Below are 17438 nucleotides of genomic sequence, written 5' to 3' on the forward strand. Positions count from 1 at the left end.
AACCATTAAATCTAATTAATAGTTGTGTAAAATATCACATCATTAGGGCTTTTTTTGTTCTTAATGACGATAAAAGTTTACAAAAAACAAAAAAAACGCCTATTCTCGAGGTTTTCATTAACGAAATCACTCAAGGATAGACGCCGCAAAAAAATCTTACACACAACGTTATGAATCAATAGATTTTTATTGAAGAATTAGTTCTGCATTACAAAATCATTGTCAATCTTCACATTACCGTCCTCAAAGGTCCGCAGGATATCGTAGCGCGTGTTGCGCTGTGCCGGAATTTTGCCGGTCTCGCGGATCAGCTGCGTGATCGACTCAATGTTGACCTTGTAGGTCGCACCCGCCGAGGAAACCACATTCTCTTCTATCATCGTGCTGCCAAAGTCATTGCAGCCATATTGCAGCGACAGCTTGCCGACTTCAGGCCCCATGGTTACCCATGAGGACTGGAAGTTCTTGATGTTATCAAGCACCAGGCGGCTGATGGCTACCGTCTTCAGATATTCCTCGGGGGTCTGCCGGTCCAGCTTCAGGTTCGTATTATCCGGCTGGAAGGTCCAGGAGATAAATGCCAGGAACCCTTCGGAATCATATTTATTCGCAATACACTCATCCTGGGCTTCACGCACCCGCAGCAGATGAAGTGCCCGCTCCTCCATACTCTCGCCAAGGCCAATCACCATGGTCGCCGTAGTGTTCATGCCGATCTTGTGAGCGGTCTGCATCACATCCATCCATTCACGCCACGAGCCTTTGAGACGGCTGATTTTGCGGCGGGTCCGGTCATCCAGAATTTCTGCACCACCGCCGGGAAGGGAGTCCAGGCCTGCCGCATGAATCTCGCGGACCACCTGTTCCAGCGGCAGACCGGATACTTCGACCATTTTCATAATCTCCGCAGGAGAGAAGGAATGCATAGTGATCTCCGGGAACCGCTGCTTAATTCCGCGCAGTAAATCCGTATAGTAGCTGAATGGCAGGTTCGGGTTGGTTCCGCCCTGCATCAGGATTTCCGTTCCGTTGACGTCGATGGTTTCCTGGATTTTCTGAAAAATCGTCTCGTCCGGAAGCACATAACCTTCCTCCGAGCCCGGTTTCCGGTAAAAGGCGCAGAAACGGCAGTACACATCACATACATTCGTATAATTAATATTGCGGCCAATCACAAATGTAGCCAGCGGGTCTGAATGCCAGCGTTTCATGATGATATCAGCGGCAGCGCCCATTTTCTCAATTTCGTTGCTCTCGAACAGCCGAATCGTGTCCTCCAGGCCAAGACGTTCACCCTTCAGCGTTTTGTCCAGAATCAGATCTATCGCACTCATCGTTCGCAGCCTCCTTTTTATGCCCATACTATATAAGAATGGATAAATAAAATTTGTACAACTTTTAAATAAGCTCGTTACTCCATCGTATCACAATCCGAACGGCTTGAAAAACCTTTACCTCGCAGCGGGAACAATATTGTGACTCGATGGTGAAACACTTAAATCCATATATTCTAAAAAAAAGCAGCCTCCGCTTTGAGGCTGCTGCCAAGTTCATTATTCAGCTGCCATAGTCTGAACGGATGCTTACTCCAGCTCGGCCCGGGCAGCTTCCAGCGCCTGACCAAGATCTGCAATCAGGTCGTCCACATGCTCAATGCCTACAGAGAAGCGCAGCAGACGGTCATCCACGCCGACCGCATCGCGGATTTCCACCGGAATGTCGGCATGGGTCTGGACCGCCGGATAGGTCATCAGTGACTCCACGCCGCCCAGACTCTCGGCGAAGGCGATCAGACGGATATGACGCAGCAGCGGCTCGACATATCTGGCGTCTTTTACCTTGAAGGAGAAGATTCCGGTGTTGCCTGAGGACTGGCGGTTCTGAATCTCATAGCCGGGATGATCGGGCAGTCCGGGGTGGAACACCTCAGCGATGGCTGGATGCTCGAGTAAATAGCGGGCCATCGCCAGGGCATTGCTCTCATGCCGCTCCATGCGCAGAGCAAGTGTCTTCATCCCCTTCATTAGCTGATAGCTGTCGTTCGGCGCAAGCACTGCCCCCAGTGAATTATGAAGAATTGCCATTTCTGCAGAAAGCTCGGTGCCTTTGGTTACAATCAGTCCGGCGAGGACATCGTTATGCCCCCCCAAATATTTGGTTGCGCTATGAACGATGATATCCGCTCCCAGCTCCAGCGGCCGCTGGAAAAAGGGCGTCAACAGCGTATTATCGACAATGGTGAGCAGCCCATGACGGCGTGACCATGTACAGACCGCTTCGATATCCGTAATCATCATCAGCGGATTGGTAGGCGTTTCAATAAATACAGCCTTGGTATTCGGAAGCCGTGAAGCCTCCAGCCCGTCCAGATCATTCGTATCCACATAGGAAGCGCTGATGCCGTATTTGGAGAGAATCCGTTCAAGCAGACGGTAGGTTCCGCCATACAGGTCCAGCGAAACCACCAGATGGTCACCCTGTCCAAACAAGGCAAACACTGTCGTCAACGCCCCCATTCCAGAGCTGCAGGCAAAAGCCGCGTCGCCCGATTCCAGCTGTGCCGCAGCTTCTTCCAGCACCGAGCGGGTAGGATTCTTGGTACGGATATAATCAAACCCCGTGCTCTGCCCGAGTCTGGGGTGACGGAATGCCGTCGCGTTGTAAATCGGATAATTAACCGCTCCTGTAGCCGGGTCCTCCAGTGAACCTATCTGTGCCAATCTGCTCTCAATCCTCAGTTTCTCATCCATTGCTGCTGCCTCCTAAGTGTGATGTATGCGCAAATCTCTTCTATATATCAAGCAGAAATGGCTTCGCCGTCCTTCAAAGGATGGTACCATTTCAGTGAGAAATAGAAGGATAATCGATAAAGTGAAATATATAGAATCCTATATTTTTAGAATACTAAATAATCAGCCTGGTCTATATCGTAAGGGGTCTCCTGGTATACATAGTAATTGAGCCAATTAGCGAATAATAAGTTGGCATGGGCACGCCAGACAGCCGGCGGTGTGCGCTGCGGGTCATCCTGCGGATAGTAGTGCTTCGGAATGGCAATGTCCATCCCTTTGGCAATATCCCGGTCATACTCCCATTTTAACGAAAATGGATCATATTCAGAATGTCCGGTCACAAAAATTTGTTTTCCGTCAAGCGTTGAAACCAGATACACTCCAGCTTCCTCGGATTCGGCAAGAATCTGCAGCTCGGGATTCGCAAGAATATCTTCACGCGAGATATCCGTGTGCCGGGAATGCGGAACATGGAACACCTCATCAAAGCCGCGAAGCAGCTTCACGTTAGTATGGCTCACGGTGTGCGGAAAAACGCCAAAACATTTCTCGTCCAGATCAACCTTGCGTACGCCGAAGTGATGATACAGCCCGGCTTGTGCCGCCCAACAGATATGCATGGTCGAGGTCACATTGTGCTTGCTCCATTCAAATATAACCTTTAGCTCTTCCCAGTAGTTCACGTCTTCGAACTCCAGCTGCTCCACCGGAGCGCCGGTTACAATCAGCCCGTCAAAGCGGCGGTCACTGATCTCATCAAAGGTTTTGTAAAAACTCTTCAAATGTTCTGCCGAAGTGTTCTTCGAGGTATGGGAGCTCGGGTGCAGCAGCACAACATCTACCTGAAGCGGTGAATTCCCGACCAGACGCAGCAGCTGTGTCTCTGTGGTTTCCTTGGTAGGCATCAAATTCAGAATGGCGATTCGCAGCGGGCGGATGTCCTGGTGGAAGGCCTGGCTTTCATCCATTACAAAAATGTTTTCTCCGGACAAAACTTCTTTCGCCGGCAGACTGTCGGGAATTTTAATTGGCATATCAGTTTCCACTCCTTCATTGAGCTGAATATAAAAAAGACCTTTCTCGGGCGAGAAAGGTCATATATCTGTTAGTCATATGCGCCTCTCTCATCTGCCAGAGAACTTGTGCCAAGCAGCCTGAAAGGCTTACCTGCAAAAGCTTCCGCAAGAATTAGCACCGTGCGTTCACACGCCGGTTGCCGGGTTTCATCGGGCTAGTCCCTCCACCTGCTCTTGATAAGATTTAGCTGTATTCAATTGAGAAAAAGTCACATAACGTTAAATGCTTTTCTTAAAATTCACTTTAAATCATGAACCTCCTTTTCGTCAAGTCCATACAATGCTAATGGGTCCTTTACAGCCTCAAGAATTTAGCTTGAAAGACCTATACCCGGAGGTTATACTAGACAAGGGTTTCAAAGGCCCTACCTGACGAAAAGAAGAGGTGAGAGAAGAATGGAAGGCGACCCGAGTTCGCAGTTAAGCGTCCAGAAAGAGCAACCACACAGGATTAACATCAGCTTGCCGGCGGCGGGAGCATTTCTTCTTCATGCCCTCGAACTGTCATTTGGCCTCATGGATTGACCGTACCTCCGGCCAAGCTGATTTTTCCCTGTGCCTATATTAGCACAGACCCTGGAGAAGACTAGGGTCAAGAGGAGTGGAATCAGATGAAAATCCGGTTGGTAAACGCAGGAGTTTTTACCCCTGTGGATGACATTGAAGAAACATTGACTGTCCCCGCAGAGGGATTTTATTGGATTGATGCGGATGTTGAGGATCTGGAGCTGCTTCAGCCTTTGTATAATCTGCATGATTTAGCCGTGGAGGACTGCCTCAGTGAAGAGGATCAGCGCCCGAAGCTTGAAATTTACGAAAGCCATTATTTTATTGTAGTTAACAGCATCCGTTTTGATGATGAGGAGATTTTCCTCCGTGCACTCAACGTGTTTCTGGGCAGACATTTCATTATTACCGTGACCAAGCAAAAGATTCACGAGCTGCGCGTGCTGAAGCCCGTTCTGTGGGAGCAGGAAGTCAGCGAGCCGGACCGGTTCCTCTATCTGCTGATCGACCTTGTCGTAGACAACTTTTTCTCCGTCGGTGACCGGATTGAAGCGCGGATTGAGAAACTCGAAGAGGATATCCTGATGCACACCAAGAAATCGCATTTGAGCGAGATCATCGGTCTGCGGAGTGAAATTCTCTGGTTGAAGAAAATGCTGGGACCACAGAAGGAAGTTATCAACACACTTAACAAAAAAGACCTCCGCCTGATCGATGATCAGCTGCAGAAGTATTTTAGCGATATTTATGAAAATGCGGTCAAGATCTCTGAAACCTTTGAAACGTACCGCGATCTCATGGGGAACTTACGTGAAGCTTACCAATCCAGTATCGCCAACCGTGCCAATGAGATCATGAGAGTCTTCACCGCCATTACCACTATATTCATGCCGCTGACGGTCATCACCGGGATCTACGGGATGAACTTTGATAATATTCCTGAAATCCATACCCGGTACGGCTACTATGGAGTCATTGCCGTCATGGTTACACTTGGCTGCGGGATGCTGGTTATATTCCGTAAAAAGGAATGGCTATGAATCATACTGGACGAATAAGCAGGACGAAGGCCCCCTATACCGCATGGTAAGGAAGCCTTCGTCTTTTTGGTTTACTTTAGAGCTTCTGCATCTGCCGCCTCTATTTGCGCGAACAATCGTTCCGCATCTCCGCGTTTACACAGCTGACGCTCAGGGTTCATTACGGCCGCCGCTCCAGAGGCGATTCCGAATTGAACGGCCCGGCGCAGCGGCCAGCCCCGTTCCAGGCTGTAGACCAGCCCGCCTACCAGACTGTCACCGGCTCCCACCACACTCAGTACAGGAACTTCAGGAGCCTTGAGATGTTCACAGCCATCCCTTGTTATCAGCAAAGCGCCCTCGCCGCCAAGGGATACCAATACTACCTCTGTCCGTCCTTGCTCGATCAGCTCCAGCGCAGCTGCCCGAACCTCCGCATCACCTGTAATTGCGTGTCCAGCCAGCTCCTCAAGCTCACGTGCATTGGGTTTGAGCAGATATACTCCGGCATCCGCAGCCTTTTGCAGTGCTTCGCCCGAGGTATCCACAATAACCTTCGCCTGCCATGGCTTCACTGCCTCAATGACGCGGCCATAAAAATCTGCCGGACAGCCTGGAGGCAGGCTGCCGCTGGCCACAATATAGCTAGGCTTCCCGGTCAACGACTTCAATTGATCCAGGCACTGCTCCCAGTCGCCTTCAATAAAATGGGGGCCCGGCATGTCAAACCGGAACTGTTGCCCTGTTGATTCCTCCACGACAATCAGATTTTCCCGCGTCTGTCCGGAAATCGGGATCTCCTGGTGGCTGACACCCTCCATACCCAGCATCTCATGCAGCAGTTGCCCGTGAAGTCCGCCAGATGCATACAGAGCCAAGGACTCTCCGCCCAATCTGTGGATAGCCCGGGAGACATTGATCCCGCCACCTCCAGGTTTATAGGATGCCTCCTTGCAGCGCAGCTTGTGGTCCGGTACTACCTTGTCAATCCCTGTGCTGGCATCTACGCTGGGGTTAACCGTTAATGTTACGATCATCGGGTCTCTCTCCTTTTTACTCGGAATACATGTATTTTACTCCAAGATACAGTATTCTCCTAAAGGGAGGTCTCCATGAGGAGTGCTTCAATCAAGACACTTCCAATAATGATTCTGAAGAGGATGACCAGACTGCCTAGAAATTCGTTGCCACACCTAGTTGAACCGCCTGCCCCCGCCGGTAACGGATGCGGATTAGGCGCAGCCGCTCATAGTAGACATCCAACCCTTCTGCAGGAGAGAAGCCTTCCCCATAGGCTTTGTAAAGGACAGGCTTCAGGAAGGTATCTCCCATAAGCTCGTAGGCAGTCCATACCTCGGCTTGCTCGTTGGGGGATACATCCGCCATTTCAAGTGCAATGAGCTTCTCCACGGAGTATCCGTCTTTTTCCAGTTCTTCTACAGCTTCAAGCACCTCACGCCGGCTCACACCACCCTGTGCCTTCAACTGCTCCATCCCAAGACCTTCCTCGATTCCCTGCAGCAGAACCCTTCGCAGCCGCAGCCGCTCCAGCTGCTTCTTGTATTTCAGCTCCTTCTGCTTGTACTGCCAGGCCATAAACCGCTCCTCATCAACGGCCTGATGCACCCAGCCCAGTGGAAAACTATGCTCCCGCTCTATGGCAGAGGTGATGCTCAGCCAGTCTCCGCCGTATTGCGAGGCTTTGCCCTCGCCTACACCCGGAATTTGCAGCAGCTCCTCCGGTGTACGGGGAAGAAAGGCACTCAGCATCCGCAGCAGCCGGTTGCTGGCAAGAATGTAAGGCGCCTTCCGTTCACTGGAGGCCTTCCCCCGGCGCCAGGCGCACAACTCTTCATAGACGGATTCGTTGCCATGATGCTCGCTGAAATATTGCAGTTTCAGCTGTTCCTGATTGCGGGTGCCGGTGAGGCTGTCCTCATCGTGAAAGGAACCATCAATCAGTGGCCGATAACCGTCGCCCATCTTCACCGCGAGCTCATGCCGGTAAACGCAAAGCATCTCATTCCAGGAGCCGCCTTCATACCACAAGTTGTCACCCATTTCCTCTATACCGGAGAATTCACGCCAGCCAAGGCGCCAATGGCCTTCTTCTTCCCCGATCCAGAGCTGGGCGAATACCTCCTGATCGGCCCCGGATATTCTGGATAAACGGTTCATAAATACAATTTGCATCTGCATTCCCTACCTTCCTCGTCTTACAGTATGCATCATTCCCGTGCTGGCCGGATTCCGAGTTTTGCCGGACAAGCCAAAGCCCCAGGATAATAAAGGATGGCTGAAAATCTGAAGGCTACTCATCCTTAAATTTACACACAAAAAAGCACCTCTCTCACGAATTGCGTGAAAGAGGTGCTTCCTCTGGATGCTATACTGTTAATGCTTACAATACCTATTTATAGCGAAACAGTCAATCTCTTTTTATTCCGGGCAAAAATGGCTTAGCCGGCCTCCGCTACTCCCGGTCCAATGCCAGCTTAGCCAGTCCAAGCGCTCCGGAAAGACCCGCATTATCCCCGAGCTGCGGCGGAACAATATAGCTGCCGATGGCCTCATTCAGTGCAGGATGCTGAACATAGCCGCCCAGCAGCTCCTGAAGCTGTGTATGAATCAGCGGGAAAAGCTGGCTCTGCTTCATGACTCCGCCACCCATGACAATCTTCTGCGGCGAGAGAATAAGCACGTAATTCATCAGCGCATGCGCCAGATAGTGGGCTTCCATTGCCCAGGCCGGATGATCCGCCGGCAGCTCACCTGCCGGTTTGCCCCAGCGGGTGCCAATCGCCGGACCTGCCGCCAGTCCTTCCAGGCAATCGCCATGATAAGGACAAAAACCTTCAAAAGTATCTTCCGCATGGCGGCGCACAAGAATATGTCCCATTTCGGGATGAGACAGGCCATGAACAAGCTTACCTCCCACTACCGCACCAGCCCCAATTCCTGTGCCGACTGTGATATAGAGACAACTGTCCAGCCCTTGGGCCGCACCCCACTTGTATTCTCCCAGCGCCGCACCATTCACATCCGTATCGAAGCCGATAGGTACTGAAAAATGCCCGGCAACCGTTCCAACCAAATTATATTGTCCCCAATAGGGTTTAGGGGTGGTTGTGATGTAGCCGTAGGTCGGGCTGCCAATCACCGGATCAATAGGACCGAATGAGCCAATGCCGATGGCTTCTACATTTTTCCCGCTAAAATAATCCAGCACAAGCCCCATTGTTTCCTCAGGTGTGGTCGTCGGAAAGCTGACCCGGTCGATAATCGTACCGTCCTCGTTTCCAATCCCGCATACAAACTTTGTTCCCCCTGCTTCAATAGCTCCAAGTACTTTCACTGCAGCATTCTCCCTTCCCATAAACGTTCGGCCGTAGACAGGCCATCCGTGTAATAGAGCGTTCTCTTCTGAAATATAGCCTCGGATTGGACCCAGCCAAATCGAGGGTCTTCTCTGAAATTCCATCCTCTGATAGTGCCGCAGAAAGAGCGGCATGGGTGGTTTATGCCTTATTATACGTGGCCTGCTGATATATGACAAGCGGTTGACACATCAAAAAAGAAACTAGTTAGTAGACGGAAGTCCAGGCTTCTACCACACTCAGGATCAGAGCCGATTTAGTAAAATTAAAGTAGAATAAATTCACCTCACGTTACGCATCCGCCAGGCTGGAGCGAACCGATGTGGAAAAAGTAGACTTAATCTGTGCCGTATGGCTGACCCATCACCTGTAGTGGGAAAAAGTAGACTTAATCTGGTCCAATTGATCCTAAAATGGTAAATTCGCTTGAATTAAGTCTATTCCGTCCCACTAAACTCTTTTTCGGAGCGTATATCAGCGATTTAGTTTTACTTTTTCCACTAAGGTCATGGCTTGAAAGGCTTCACCGTCCCCCAAATGTGCGAACAATCCATTCTGGTCAGCCAAAATCACTTCTCCTTCTTAGGCATTAGCCTTATTACTGCGAGAAGCCTGTCTTTCTCCTGCGGTAGATACGGCAGGCTTCTACAAGCCGGGCTGCTGCCGGAAAATAGGAAGCCAGATGGATATGCGCATAGGCTGCCATGACATTCCCGGATACATACCCTTCCGGCTGGCTGCCGCTTCTGCCATGACTGTCATAGGCATACAACTGTGACTCTCCCTGTGCATAGTTCATCTGGGAATAGTGGAATTCGTGACCACGCAGGCGTTCTCCCTGCTTCAGTAACAGGCAGTCTGCCCGGGCGGTTACTTCGCGGTAGCCGAGTGCAGCGCGCTGCTTCTGCATGACCGTGTCAGCGGGGATAATCCCGGCCATTTGATGCATAGCCCCGCTCCGGTCGGTAAGACTCCGGGCCAGCACCATGTAGCCGCCGCATTCCGCGTACAGCGGCATCCCGGCTGCCGCAGCAGCCCTTAGGCCATCCATGAAGATACTATTTCCGGCGATCCCGGCAGCAAATTCTTCCGGGAAGCCGCCACCGATGTAGATTCCGTCTGCTTGTGGCGGTACACCCTCGCCGCTAAGCGGACTGAAGTAAGCCAGCCTTGCCCCGGCTTGGGCCAGCAGCTCCAGATTATCGGCATAATAAAAATTGAATGCCGCATCCCGTGCAACAGCGATGACCGGCGCAGGATCATATGCAGTGACCATCGCTTGGGGAGTATCCTCTGACGGTTTCCCGGCTGCTGAAACCTCGTCCGACCCAAGTCCCTTCGCTTTAGGATAGCGAAGGGCCGGCGCTGCCGCAGCAAGCTCCAGCAGCAGATCCAGATCGGTACCGGCCTCCAGCAGGTCTGCGGCGCGGTCGAATAACGGCTCCAGCTCACCGCGTTCGACAGCAGGCAGCAGTCCTAAATGCCGCTCCGGGATATCCAGTCCCCGGTCCCGTTCCAGCCATCCGATGACCGGAATATGGCAAGCCACTTCAATCGCCGCTTTGACTGTCCGGTAATGGCTGGCGCTGCCGCAGCAGTTCACGATCACTGCTGCGATATGCACCCCTGGCTCCAGCAACTGGAAGCCTAGGACAATCGCGGCCGCACTGCGGCCCATGCTGCGCACATCCACCACCAGCAGCACCGGACTATCCGTGAGCAGGGCAATTTCCGCCGTTGATCCGGTAAGCGCGGTCGCCTCTTTACCGTCATACAGCCCCATAACGCCTTCAATGACCGACAGATCGACGGCCTCCGAGGAACGCAAATAATACTCCAGCATATATTCGCTGGAGGTCATCCAGGCATCCAGATTCCGGGCCGGCCGTCCCGTCACAGCCGCGTGGTAGGCAGGATCGATATAATCCGGGCCGCATTTGAAGGCCTGTACGGTAAGACCGCGCCGGGCAAACGCCCGGAGCAGTCCCAGTGTCACCGTTGTTTTGCCTGATCCGCTGCCTGTGCCGGCCACCACAAAGCGCGGACGGAGCTGTGAAGGCCGCTCCCGCTCCGCTCTGCTCTCCTCATTCATGCAAGCTCTCCCCCGCTTCGTTAAACCTGACTCTCGCTACAGCAATGGTTACATTACCGCTTTTTTTCTTCTTGAGCACAAGATCGCGGGCACCTGAGGACAGCAGGGCTGCCGGCTCGCAGACGCCGTAAGCTCCAGTCGCCTTAAAGACCGTCTCCGAAGGCTGCTCCAGCACGACCGTATTCAGCTGCTCCGGCGAATATAAGGCCAACTTCCAGCCGTATTTTGCACATAAGGCTACCAGACCAGCTTCATCCCCTTTGATCCCTGCGGTGGCAACATTGCGGACACTAAGAAGCGAAAGCCCCAGCTCCACCAGTGTATCCTGCACCACCGTTTCAAGCTCCTCCTGCGAGGTGCCACGGTTGCAGCCGAGCCCAAGCACAAGGCTGCGCGAACGGTAGACTACGGCCCGCTCGCCCAGTGCCGCCGACTCCGGCCCGGTCAATAGCCGGTCCGTGACCACGATCGCCGCGCTGAACGGTGCTTCCTGCAGCTCTGCCATGCTTCCGCAGAGGCGGACATGGGCAGGCAGAACCGCTCCCGGCGGCAGCCAGCTGCGTTCGCCGCTCTCCTGCAGGAAGGCCACCGCCTCCCCGTTGACCAGGGCGGCACTGACCGTTTTCATCGGCGCGAAGTGGTCTGCGCGCCAGCCGAACTCTGCACCGAGCAGATCCACGGCGAAGATGCCCTGCACATCCGAGGCGGTAGTGATCACCGGATGGCTGTCCAGCAGCTGCGCGATCTGCAGCGTCAGCCTGTTGGCCCCGCCCAGATGCCCGGAGAGCATGCTGATGACATGCTCTCCGCTTTCGTCAATAACGATGACGGCGGGGTCGGTTCTTTTATCCGTCAGCAGAGGAGCTATCAGCCTGACCGCCGCCCCCAGCGAAAAGAATAGAATAATCCCTTCGTACTGCCGGAACAGCTTCGGAAGCAGCTCTCTGACCGGCTCCGCGAACACCTGGAGGGCGCTTGAAGTCTCCTGCAAGTCTCCGCTGTACTTGGCATAACCATACACCTCCGTATCCGCAAGCAGCGCTCCCAGCTTCAGCGCCAGACGGATGCCGTTTGTGGTAATAGCAACCGCCGCATACCGGCTAGCCATCGGATTCGGCTCCTTCCCGGCAGCCGTGGGTAAACGTCTTGTCGTACAGCTTGGAACGGTGCTGATCACGATCAGTAAGCGCCGGATCAAGCGCCCAGCCGGCGAGGATCATCGCATGCATGGTAATGCCCGCATCCCGCAGATCATCTGCAAGACGGGACACCGTTGTCCGCAGAATCTGCTGGTCCGGCCAGGTCGCCCGCTTCACAACAGCCACAGGCGTGTCCGGACTCCACCCGGCAGCGAGAAACTCTGCAGACACATGTCCCGCCAGTGAAGCGCTGAGGAACAGGGCTACGGTGCAGTGATGCGAAGCCAGCTGCCGCAGCTGCTCCCGCTCCGGCACCGGCGTCCGCCCTTCGGCACGGGTCAGAATCACCGTCTGCGTCAGGTCCGGTACCGTCAGCTCGGCGCCCAGCGCCGCCGCGGAAGCAAATACAGAGCTGACCCCCGGTACGATCTCATAGCTGACACCGCACAGCTTCAGCAGCGACATCTGCTCCAGAATCGCCCCGTACATGGAAGGGTCGCCAGTATGGACGCGGGCTACGCTCTTCCCCTTCTTTACCGCCGCTGCCATGATCTCTACCTGCTGCTCGAGATCCATTCCCGAGCTCTGCAGCACCTCGGCTCCCGGCTTGGCGCCGGCAATGAGCTCCCCGCTAACCAATGAATCTGCGTAGAGCACCACATCCGCGGAACGCAGGATCCGGCTGCCTTTTACCGTAATCAGTTCGGGATCACCCGGGCCGGCTCCTACAATATAAACCTTTGGCTCCAAGCTCGACTTCGTCATTTGCTCACCACCATAAGACTCAGATATTCCAGCTCATGACCACGCAGCTCGCGTGCATCCCGCCACACCGTTTCATACGGGGAGGTCACCTTGGTGACTACAGATGCTTTTCCTTCAAGGCCCAGCTCGTCCAGCACATCCAGCACCAGGTCCAGTACCTTCGCCACCTTTAAAAACACTACTGTATCATGATGCAGCAACGCCTCCTTGAGCGCCTCGCGGTCGTCCGTAGCCGGAATAATCCCCACCCGCTGATTGCCGTCGGCAAGCGGCTGTTCCAGCGCCGCAGCGGCCCCCAGCACCGACGAAATCCCCGGAATTGAAACAACCGGTACACCTGGATGCTGCTCCTGCATCAGCCGGGCCAGATGAATGAAGGTGCTGTACAGATTCGGATCGCCCTCCGTCACAAAAGCAACATCCCGGCCCAGCTTCAGCTCGTTCCAGCACAGCTCTGCCGTACGGTTCCAGCCGCCGGCCAGGAGATCCGGGTCTTTGGTCATCGGGAACACCAGGCCCAGCATAACCTTTTCGTCTGCATTGACATGCAGCTCTACAATCTCGTGGGCATAGGATTTCCCGCCCTTTTTGGTAGCCGGGTAGGCAATCACCGGACATTCCTTCAGCAAACGGCAGGCCTTCAGTGTAATCAGCTCAGGATCACCTGGACCCACGCCCACACCGTACAAGGTGCCGGTCCTGTTATCCATTTCTTGTGTTGTCATCTGCGCTTCCCTCCTATGTACTGCTAAGTAAGTGCTGCATCCTAATCTTTTGCGTTATTGCAGTCCTGCCTGTGGCCGCTTACCACGTAAACGGGGTTCATCCCCTCAAACCGGGTCATGCCGAGAATCGGCTTCCCCCGGGAAGCTTGAATCTGCGTCACTTCGACAGCCATTCCTTCAAGCTTCAGCGACTCCATACTGGAATAGAGCGTCTCAATCGTTATCGCTCCGATAACAAGCCGCCCTCCGGGCCGCAGCCGCTGAGCACAGAGGAAAATAATCTCCTTCAGGTTGCCTCCGCTGCCGCCGATAAACACCGCATCCGGGTCCGGCAGCCGGTTCAGGCCAAGGGGTGCTGTGTCATGGATGATCTCAAAATCAGCGCGGAATTTACGGCGGTTGGCTTCCATGTTGGGCAGGTTCTCCGCACTTTTTTCAAGGGCGTACACCTTGCCGAGGCGGGCAATCCGCGCGCACTCCGCCGCCACTGCCCCCGATCCGGAACCGATATCCCAGACCACTGCGTCCTCGGATAAATTCAGCTCTGACAGGACAAAGGCCCGCACCTCGCGCTTCGTGATCAGGCCTTTCTCCGGACGCCGCTGCTGGAAGGTTTCGTCGGGATAGGCAAATCCCCGCCGCACTTCACGGACGGCCTCCGTCTTGCGCCGCAGGATCACCACGTTCAGCGGAGCAAAGCTCCCTTTTCCCAGCTCATCCAGCTCCCAGAACCGGCAGACCTCCTCTTCCCCGCCCAGCCGCTCGCAGACAAATGCCTCATATTCCGTCATTCCAAACTCGCATAAATAGGCTCCTATGACTGCAGGGCTGTTGACCTCATCGGTCAGCAAAGCGATTTTGCGCTTACCGTCGATCCGCTGGGCCAGCCCCCGTATCGGACGGCCGTGCAGACTGACCAATTCCGCATCCTGCCAGCTGTCCCCGAGACGGGCAAACGCAAGCTGCACACTGCTGTAATGCGGAATCACCTCGACATGCTCCGGGCCGAATCTGCGGACCAGATACCCGGCAATGCCAAAAAACAGCGGGTCTCCCGAAGCCAGCACCACGGCACGGCGCTCTTTCCATACTTCCTCCAGTTTGTCTGCAAAGGCCTTCAGGCCGTTCTTCAGCACAATTTTTTCCCCTTGGTAGGTGTTAAAAAAAGATAACTGCCTCTCCCCTCCGAGCAGCACTTCGCTTCTATGCACCTTGCTCAGGCTATCCGGGGTCAAGCCTCCGGCTCCGTCCTCACCGATACCAATAATATATATAATGTCAGCCACGGATCTCCGTCCTTCCCAGCACCCGGCCCTTCATGGTGATCAGCACCATCTCCACCGTCATGCCGCCATGCACATGCTCCAGACAATGCCTGCAGGCATGCAGGCACAGCTGCTCAAAAAAAACGCCATTCCCGGCCTCCGTCATGTAGTCCACAACCTGTGAGGCTGTATTGGCTCCGGCAATCTCCGCTACCTGTCCGCAATCTGCCCCCGACTCCGCTGCTATCCTGGCCAGAAAACTGAAGTCGACCGGAGCATGTTTGGAATGAATCAGCATGGCGCCCTGCGCGACCTTCGAATACTTGCCTGCCATTCCTACCAGCGTAACTTTGCGGATTCCCAAGGCCTTGGCATGTTCCAGCGAGTAGCCGACATATTCCCCCATCTGGATAAAAGCTTCCTCCGGAAGCGCTTCGAACATCGCCATAGCATATTTCTCACTGCTGCCGCCGGTGGTCAAAATAATCTGTTGGTTTCCCATTGCCGCAGCGACTGAAATCGCCTGCACCACGCTCGCCTTATAGGCTTCGGTGGAGAACGGCGTTACCACGCCGCGCGTGCCCAGGATGGAAATGCCGCCGAGGATGCCAAGCCGGGGATTTAACGTTTTCAGTGCAATGGCTTCGCCTTCCGGCACACTGATGACCACCCGCAGCCCCCGGGCGGCGCCATGCTCCTCAAGCACCTCGGATACCTCCTCCAGGATCATGCGCCGGGGCACCGGATTAATCGCTGCTTCCCCAACCGGCACCGGCAATCCCGGCTTGGTCACTCTCCCCACACCTTTGCCGCCATCAATCTCTACGCCAGGTATATCGCTCCAGCTTACAGCTGCCTCAATCCTGGCCCGATGTGTCGCATCCGGGTCATCTCCGGCATCCTTTACGGTTGCACAGAATGCCGAGTCCATGCCGCTGCGACCGCCCCCCGTCAGCTCGAACGTATGCCGGAAACCGGCGGGCAAACCAATCTCCACACGCTGAGGAACTTCGCCCGTAATCAGCAGAAGTGCTGCGCCTTTGGCGGCTGCGGCAGCACAGGCACCCGTCGTGTAGCCCCGGCGCAGTGCCGCCGGGGGGTCACCATCCCCCAAATCCGCGCTGGGCTTACGGCCCTGCAAATCAAGTGACTCCTGTTGTCCCATGAGCTGAATGCCCCCCTTTCTCTGCTGTTTTAGCGTATTTTCCCCACCGCTCTACTATCCCTGTTTCTGTGATTCTGCCGCTTGACGGACGGCCAGCAGGCTGAGTGCGTTGACTGCTGCAACCACAACCGTACTTCCGCCCTTGCGTCCGATGTTAGTGATATAAGGAATATCCAGCTTGCGCAGCTCATCCTTCGACTCGGCAGCAGATACAAAACCGACCGGCATGCCGATCACGAGTCCCGGTTGTGCAGCACCTTCTTTGATCAGACGGATCAATTCCAGCAGCGCCGTTGGTGCATTGCCAATCACATAGATCCCGCCAGGCGCTTCGGCGCAGGCTTTGCGGGTTGCGAGGATGGCGCGGGTTGTCCCTTCCGCCTTGGCAGCCTCAATCACATCCGGATCAGAGATATGTACCCGGACCTCGCCGCCGTATTTGTGAATCCGCTCCTTGGCAATCCCGGCTTCCACCATACGCACATCTGCGATAATCGGCTTCCCTTCCAAAATAGCGGAAATTCCCGCCTCCATCGCCCGGGGATGAAACACCAGACTCCGTCCTAGTTCAAAATCGGCAGAAGCATGAATAATCCGCTGCACAACCGGGTACTGTAGAGGGCTAAATTCATGCTCCCCCAGCTCCCGGGTAATCATCTGAAAGCTCAGGCTTTCTATTTCCTGCGGCTGCACCGTAAGCGGCTTAAAATCCGTGCCAAACTCCATAGCTATCCCTCATTTCTTAATACAAGCTGTAACCGCGGAGACCATCTCTTCAAAAGACTGATACACCCGGCTGCTATCTCCAAAGACCGTTTCGGGGCGGGCAATCAAAATGACGCAGATTCCCATATCGAGCGCCGCATAAACCTTCTCATCGAGGGAACCTTCGGCGCCGCTCTCTTTTGTAACCATTACTTGTGTACCGTACTGTCTGTACAATGCTTCGTTCAGTTCCCGTGAAAAGGGTCCCTGCAGCGCAATGATGTTGCGCTGCTCTATCCCAAGGGAGAGGCATTTCTGTATATTTTCCAGACAGGGCAGCAGTCTTACTGTCAGCCGGATCGCAGAATCACCCAGCAGCTGTTCTGTAAAAATCTCTAAAGTTTTGCCGCCGGTAGTCAGCATAATAGAGCCTCCCAGCTGCTTGGCCCTGCGTGCAGCCTCTTCATAGGAATGCACAACAATCAATCGTGGATGCTTGTCATAACTGACGCTGCGCCGCTCATACCGCAGATAGGGCAGTCCTAGCGCAGCAGCAGCTCCCATCGCATGGGCATGCGCCTCCTGTGCAAAGGGATGGCTTGCATCGATGATGGCGCTGCAGCCGTTCTCCCGCAGACAGGCGATCATTCCTTGTTGATCCAGCCTTCCGACTCTGGCCGGAATGCCTGCTGCTTCAAGGCGTTCCGCACCGCTTGCCGTCACGACGGACGCCAGCAGCCTAAGCCCTTCACGAGTCAGGGTCAGCGCCAATTCACGGGCATCACTGGTTCCACACAGCATAAATATCATC

General features: G+C 54.3%; 15 protein-coding genes and 1 riboswitch. Of the genes, 1 reads left to right on the forward strand and 14 read right to left on the reverse strand.

Translation table 11 applies throughout. The annotated features are described in order from the left end of the window. Window positions 1-197: 197 nt before the first annotated feature. The 3 genes from mqnC to metA form a co-directional block, all read right to left on the reverse strand. Window positions 198-1334 (reverse strand): cyclic dehypoxanthinyl futalosine synthase, encoded by a 1137-nt coding sequence (mqnC, locus tag A3848_RS09085; protein WP_074084640.1) that lies wholly within the window; start codon window positions 1332-1334, stop codon window positions 198-200. A gap of 249 nt (window positions 1335-1583) precedes the next feature. Further along, window positions 1584-2750, reverse strand: coding sequence for an aminotransferase class I/II-fold pyridoxal phosphate-dependent enzyme (locus A3848_RS09090; RefSeq protein ID WP_074084641.1), 1167 nt, complete (start codon window positions 2748-2750; stop codon window positions 1584-1586). A 146-nt stretch (window positions 2751-2896) separates the two neighbouring features. Further along, window positions 2897-3826 (reverse strand): homoserine O-acetyltransferase MetA, encoded by a 930-nt coding sequence (metA, locus tag A3848_RS09095; RefSeq protein WP_074084642.1) that lies wholly within the window; start codon window positions 3824-3826, stop codon window positions 2897-2899. 87 nt (window positions 3827-3913) lie between these two features. Beyond that, window positions 3914-4052, reverse strand: a riboswitch (SAM riboswitch). 427 nt (window positions 4053-4479) lie between these two features. On the opposite strand from metA, the gene corA reads away from it, so the two are divergent. Beyond that, entirely contained in the window at window positions 4480-5415 is a 936-nt protein-coding gene (corA, locus tag A3848_RS09100; protein WP_074084643.1) for a magnesium/cobalt transporter CorA, read from the forward strand. Between the two features lie 71 nt (window positions 5416-5486). On the opposite strand, the gene A3848_RS09105 is transcribed toward corA, so the two are convergent. The 11 genes from A3848_RS09105 to cobK form a co-directional block, all read right to left on the reverse strand. Next, on the reverse strand, window positions 5487-6431 hold the full coding sequence (locus A3848_RS09105) for a 1-phosphofructokinase family hexose kinase (protein ID WP_074084644.1): 945 nt from the start codon (window positions 6429-6431) through the stop codon (window positions 5487-5489). 136 nt (window positions 6432-6567) lie between these two features. Further along, complete coding sequence (locus A3848_RS09110; RefSeq protein ID WP_074084735.1) at window positions 6568-7587, reverse strand: HRDC domain-containing protein; 1020 nt, start codon at window positions 7585-7587, stop codon at window positions 6568-6570. A gap of 280 nt (window positions 7588-7867) precedes the next feature. Next, on the reverse strand, window positions 7868-8749 hold the full coding sequence (locus A3848_RS09115; protein ID WP_305953394.1) for an ROK family protein: 882 nt from the start codon (window positions 8747-8749) through the stop codon (window positions 7868-7870). A gap of 620 nt (window positions 8750-9369) precedes the next feature. Next, entirely contained in the window at window positions 9370-10863 is a 1494-nt protein-coding gene (locus A3848_RS09120; RefSeq protein ID WP_074084645.1) for a cobyrinic acid a,c-diamide synthase CobB, read from the reverse strand. Beyond that, window positions 10856-11971, reverse strand: a complete 1116-nt coding sequence (locus A3848_RS09125; protein ID WP_074084646.1) for a cobalt-precorrin 5A hydrolase — start codon at window positions 11969-11971, stop codon at window positions 10856-10858. Before A3848_RS09125 ends, A3848_RS09120 begins: the two co-directional genes overlap by 8 nt. After that, on the reverse strand, window positions 11964-12767 hold the full coding sequence (gene cobM, locus A3848_RS09130) for a precorrin-4 C(11)-methyltransferase (RefSeq protein WP_074084647.1): 804 nt from the start codon (window positions 12765-12767) through the stop codon (window positions 11964-11966). Before cobM ends, A3848_RS09125 begins: the two co-directional genes overlap by 8 nt. Then, window positions 12764-13492 (reverse strand): precorrin-2 C(20)-methyltransferase, encoded by a 729-nt coding sequence (gene cobI, locus A3848_RS09135; protein WP_244169714.1) that lies wholly within the window; start codon window positions 13490-13492, stop codon window positions 12764-12766. Before cobI ends, cobM begins: the two co-directional genes overlap by 4 nt. Before the next feature lie 41 nt (window positions 13493-13533). Beyond that, window positions 13534-14778 (reverse strand): bifunctional cobalt-precorrin-7 (C(5))-methyltransferase/cobalt-precorrin-6B (C(15))-methyltransferase, encoded by a 1245-nt coding sequence (locus tag A3848_RS09140; protein ID WP_074084648.1) that lies wholly within the window; start codon window positions 14776-14778, stop codon window positions 13534-13536. Further along, window positions 14771-15922: a cobalt-precorrin-5B (C(1))-methyltransferase gene (locus A3848_RS09145; RefSeq protein WP_083612023.1), complete on the reverse strand. Its 1152-nt coding sequence runs from the start codon at window positions 15920-15922 to the stop codon at window positions 14771-14773. Before A3848_RS09145 ends, A3848_RS09140 begins: the two co-directional genes overlap by 8 nt. Window positions 15923-15976: 54 nt before the next feature. Beyond that, window positions 15977-16648 carry a precorrin-8X methylmutase gene (locus A3848_RS09150; protein WP_074084649.1) on the reverse strand — a complete coding sequence of 224 codons (672 nt, stop codon included), beginning with the start codon at window positions 16646-16648 and terminating at the stop codon, window positions 15977-15979. A gap of 9 nt (window positions 16649-16657) precedes the next feature. After that, complete coding sequence (gene cobK / locus A3848_RS09155; protein ID WP_074084650.1) at window positions 16658-17437, reverse strand: precorrin-6A reductase; 780 nt, start codon at window positions 17435-17437, stop codon at window positions 16658-16660. Window position 17438: the final 1 nt, after the last annotated feature.

Source organism: Paenibacillus sp. P32E (genome assembly GCF_001909085.1).
Classification (GTDB): Bacteria; Bacillota; Bacilli; order Paenibacillales; family Paenibacillaceae; genus Paenibacillus_AQ; species Paenibacillus_AQ helianthi.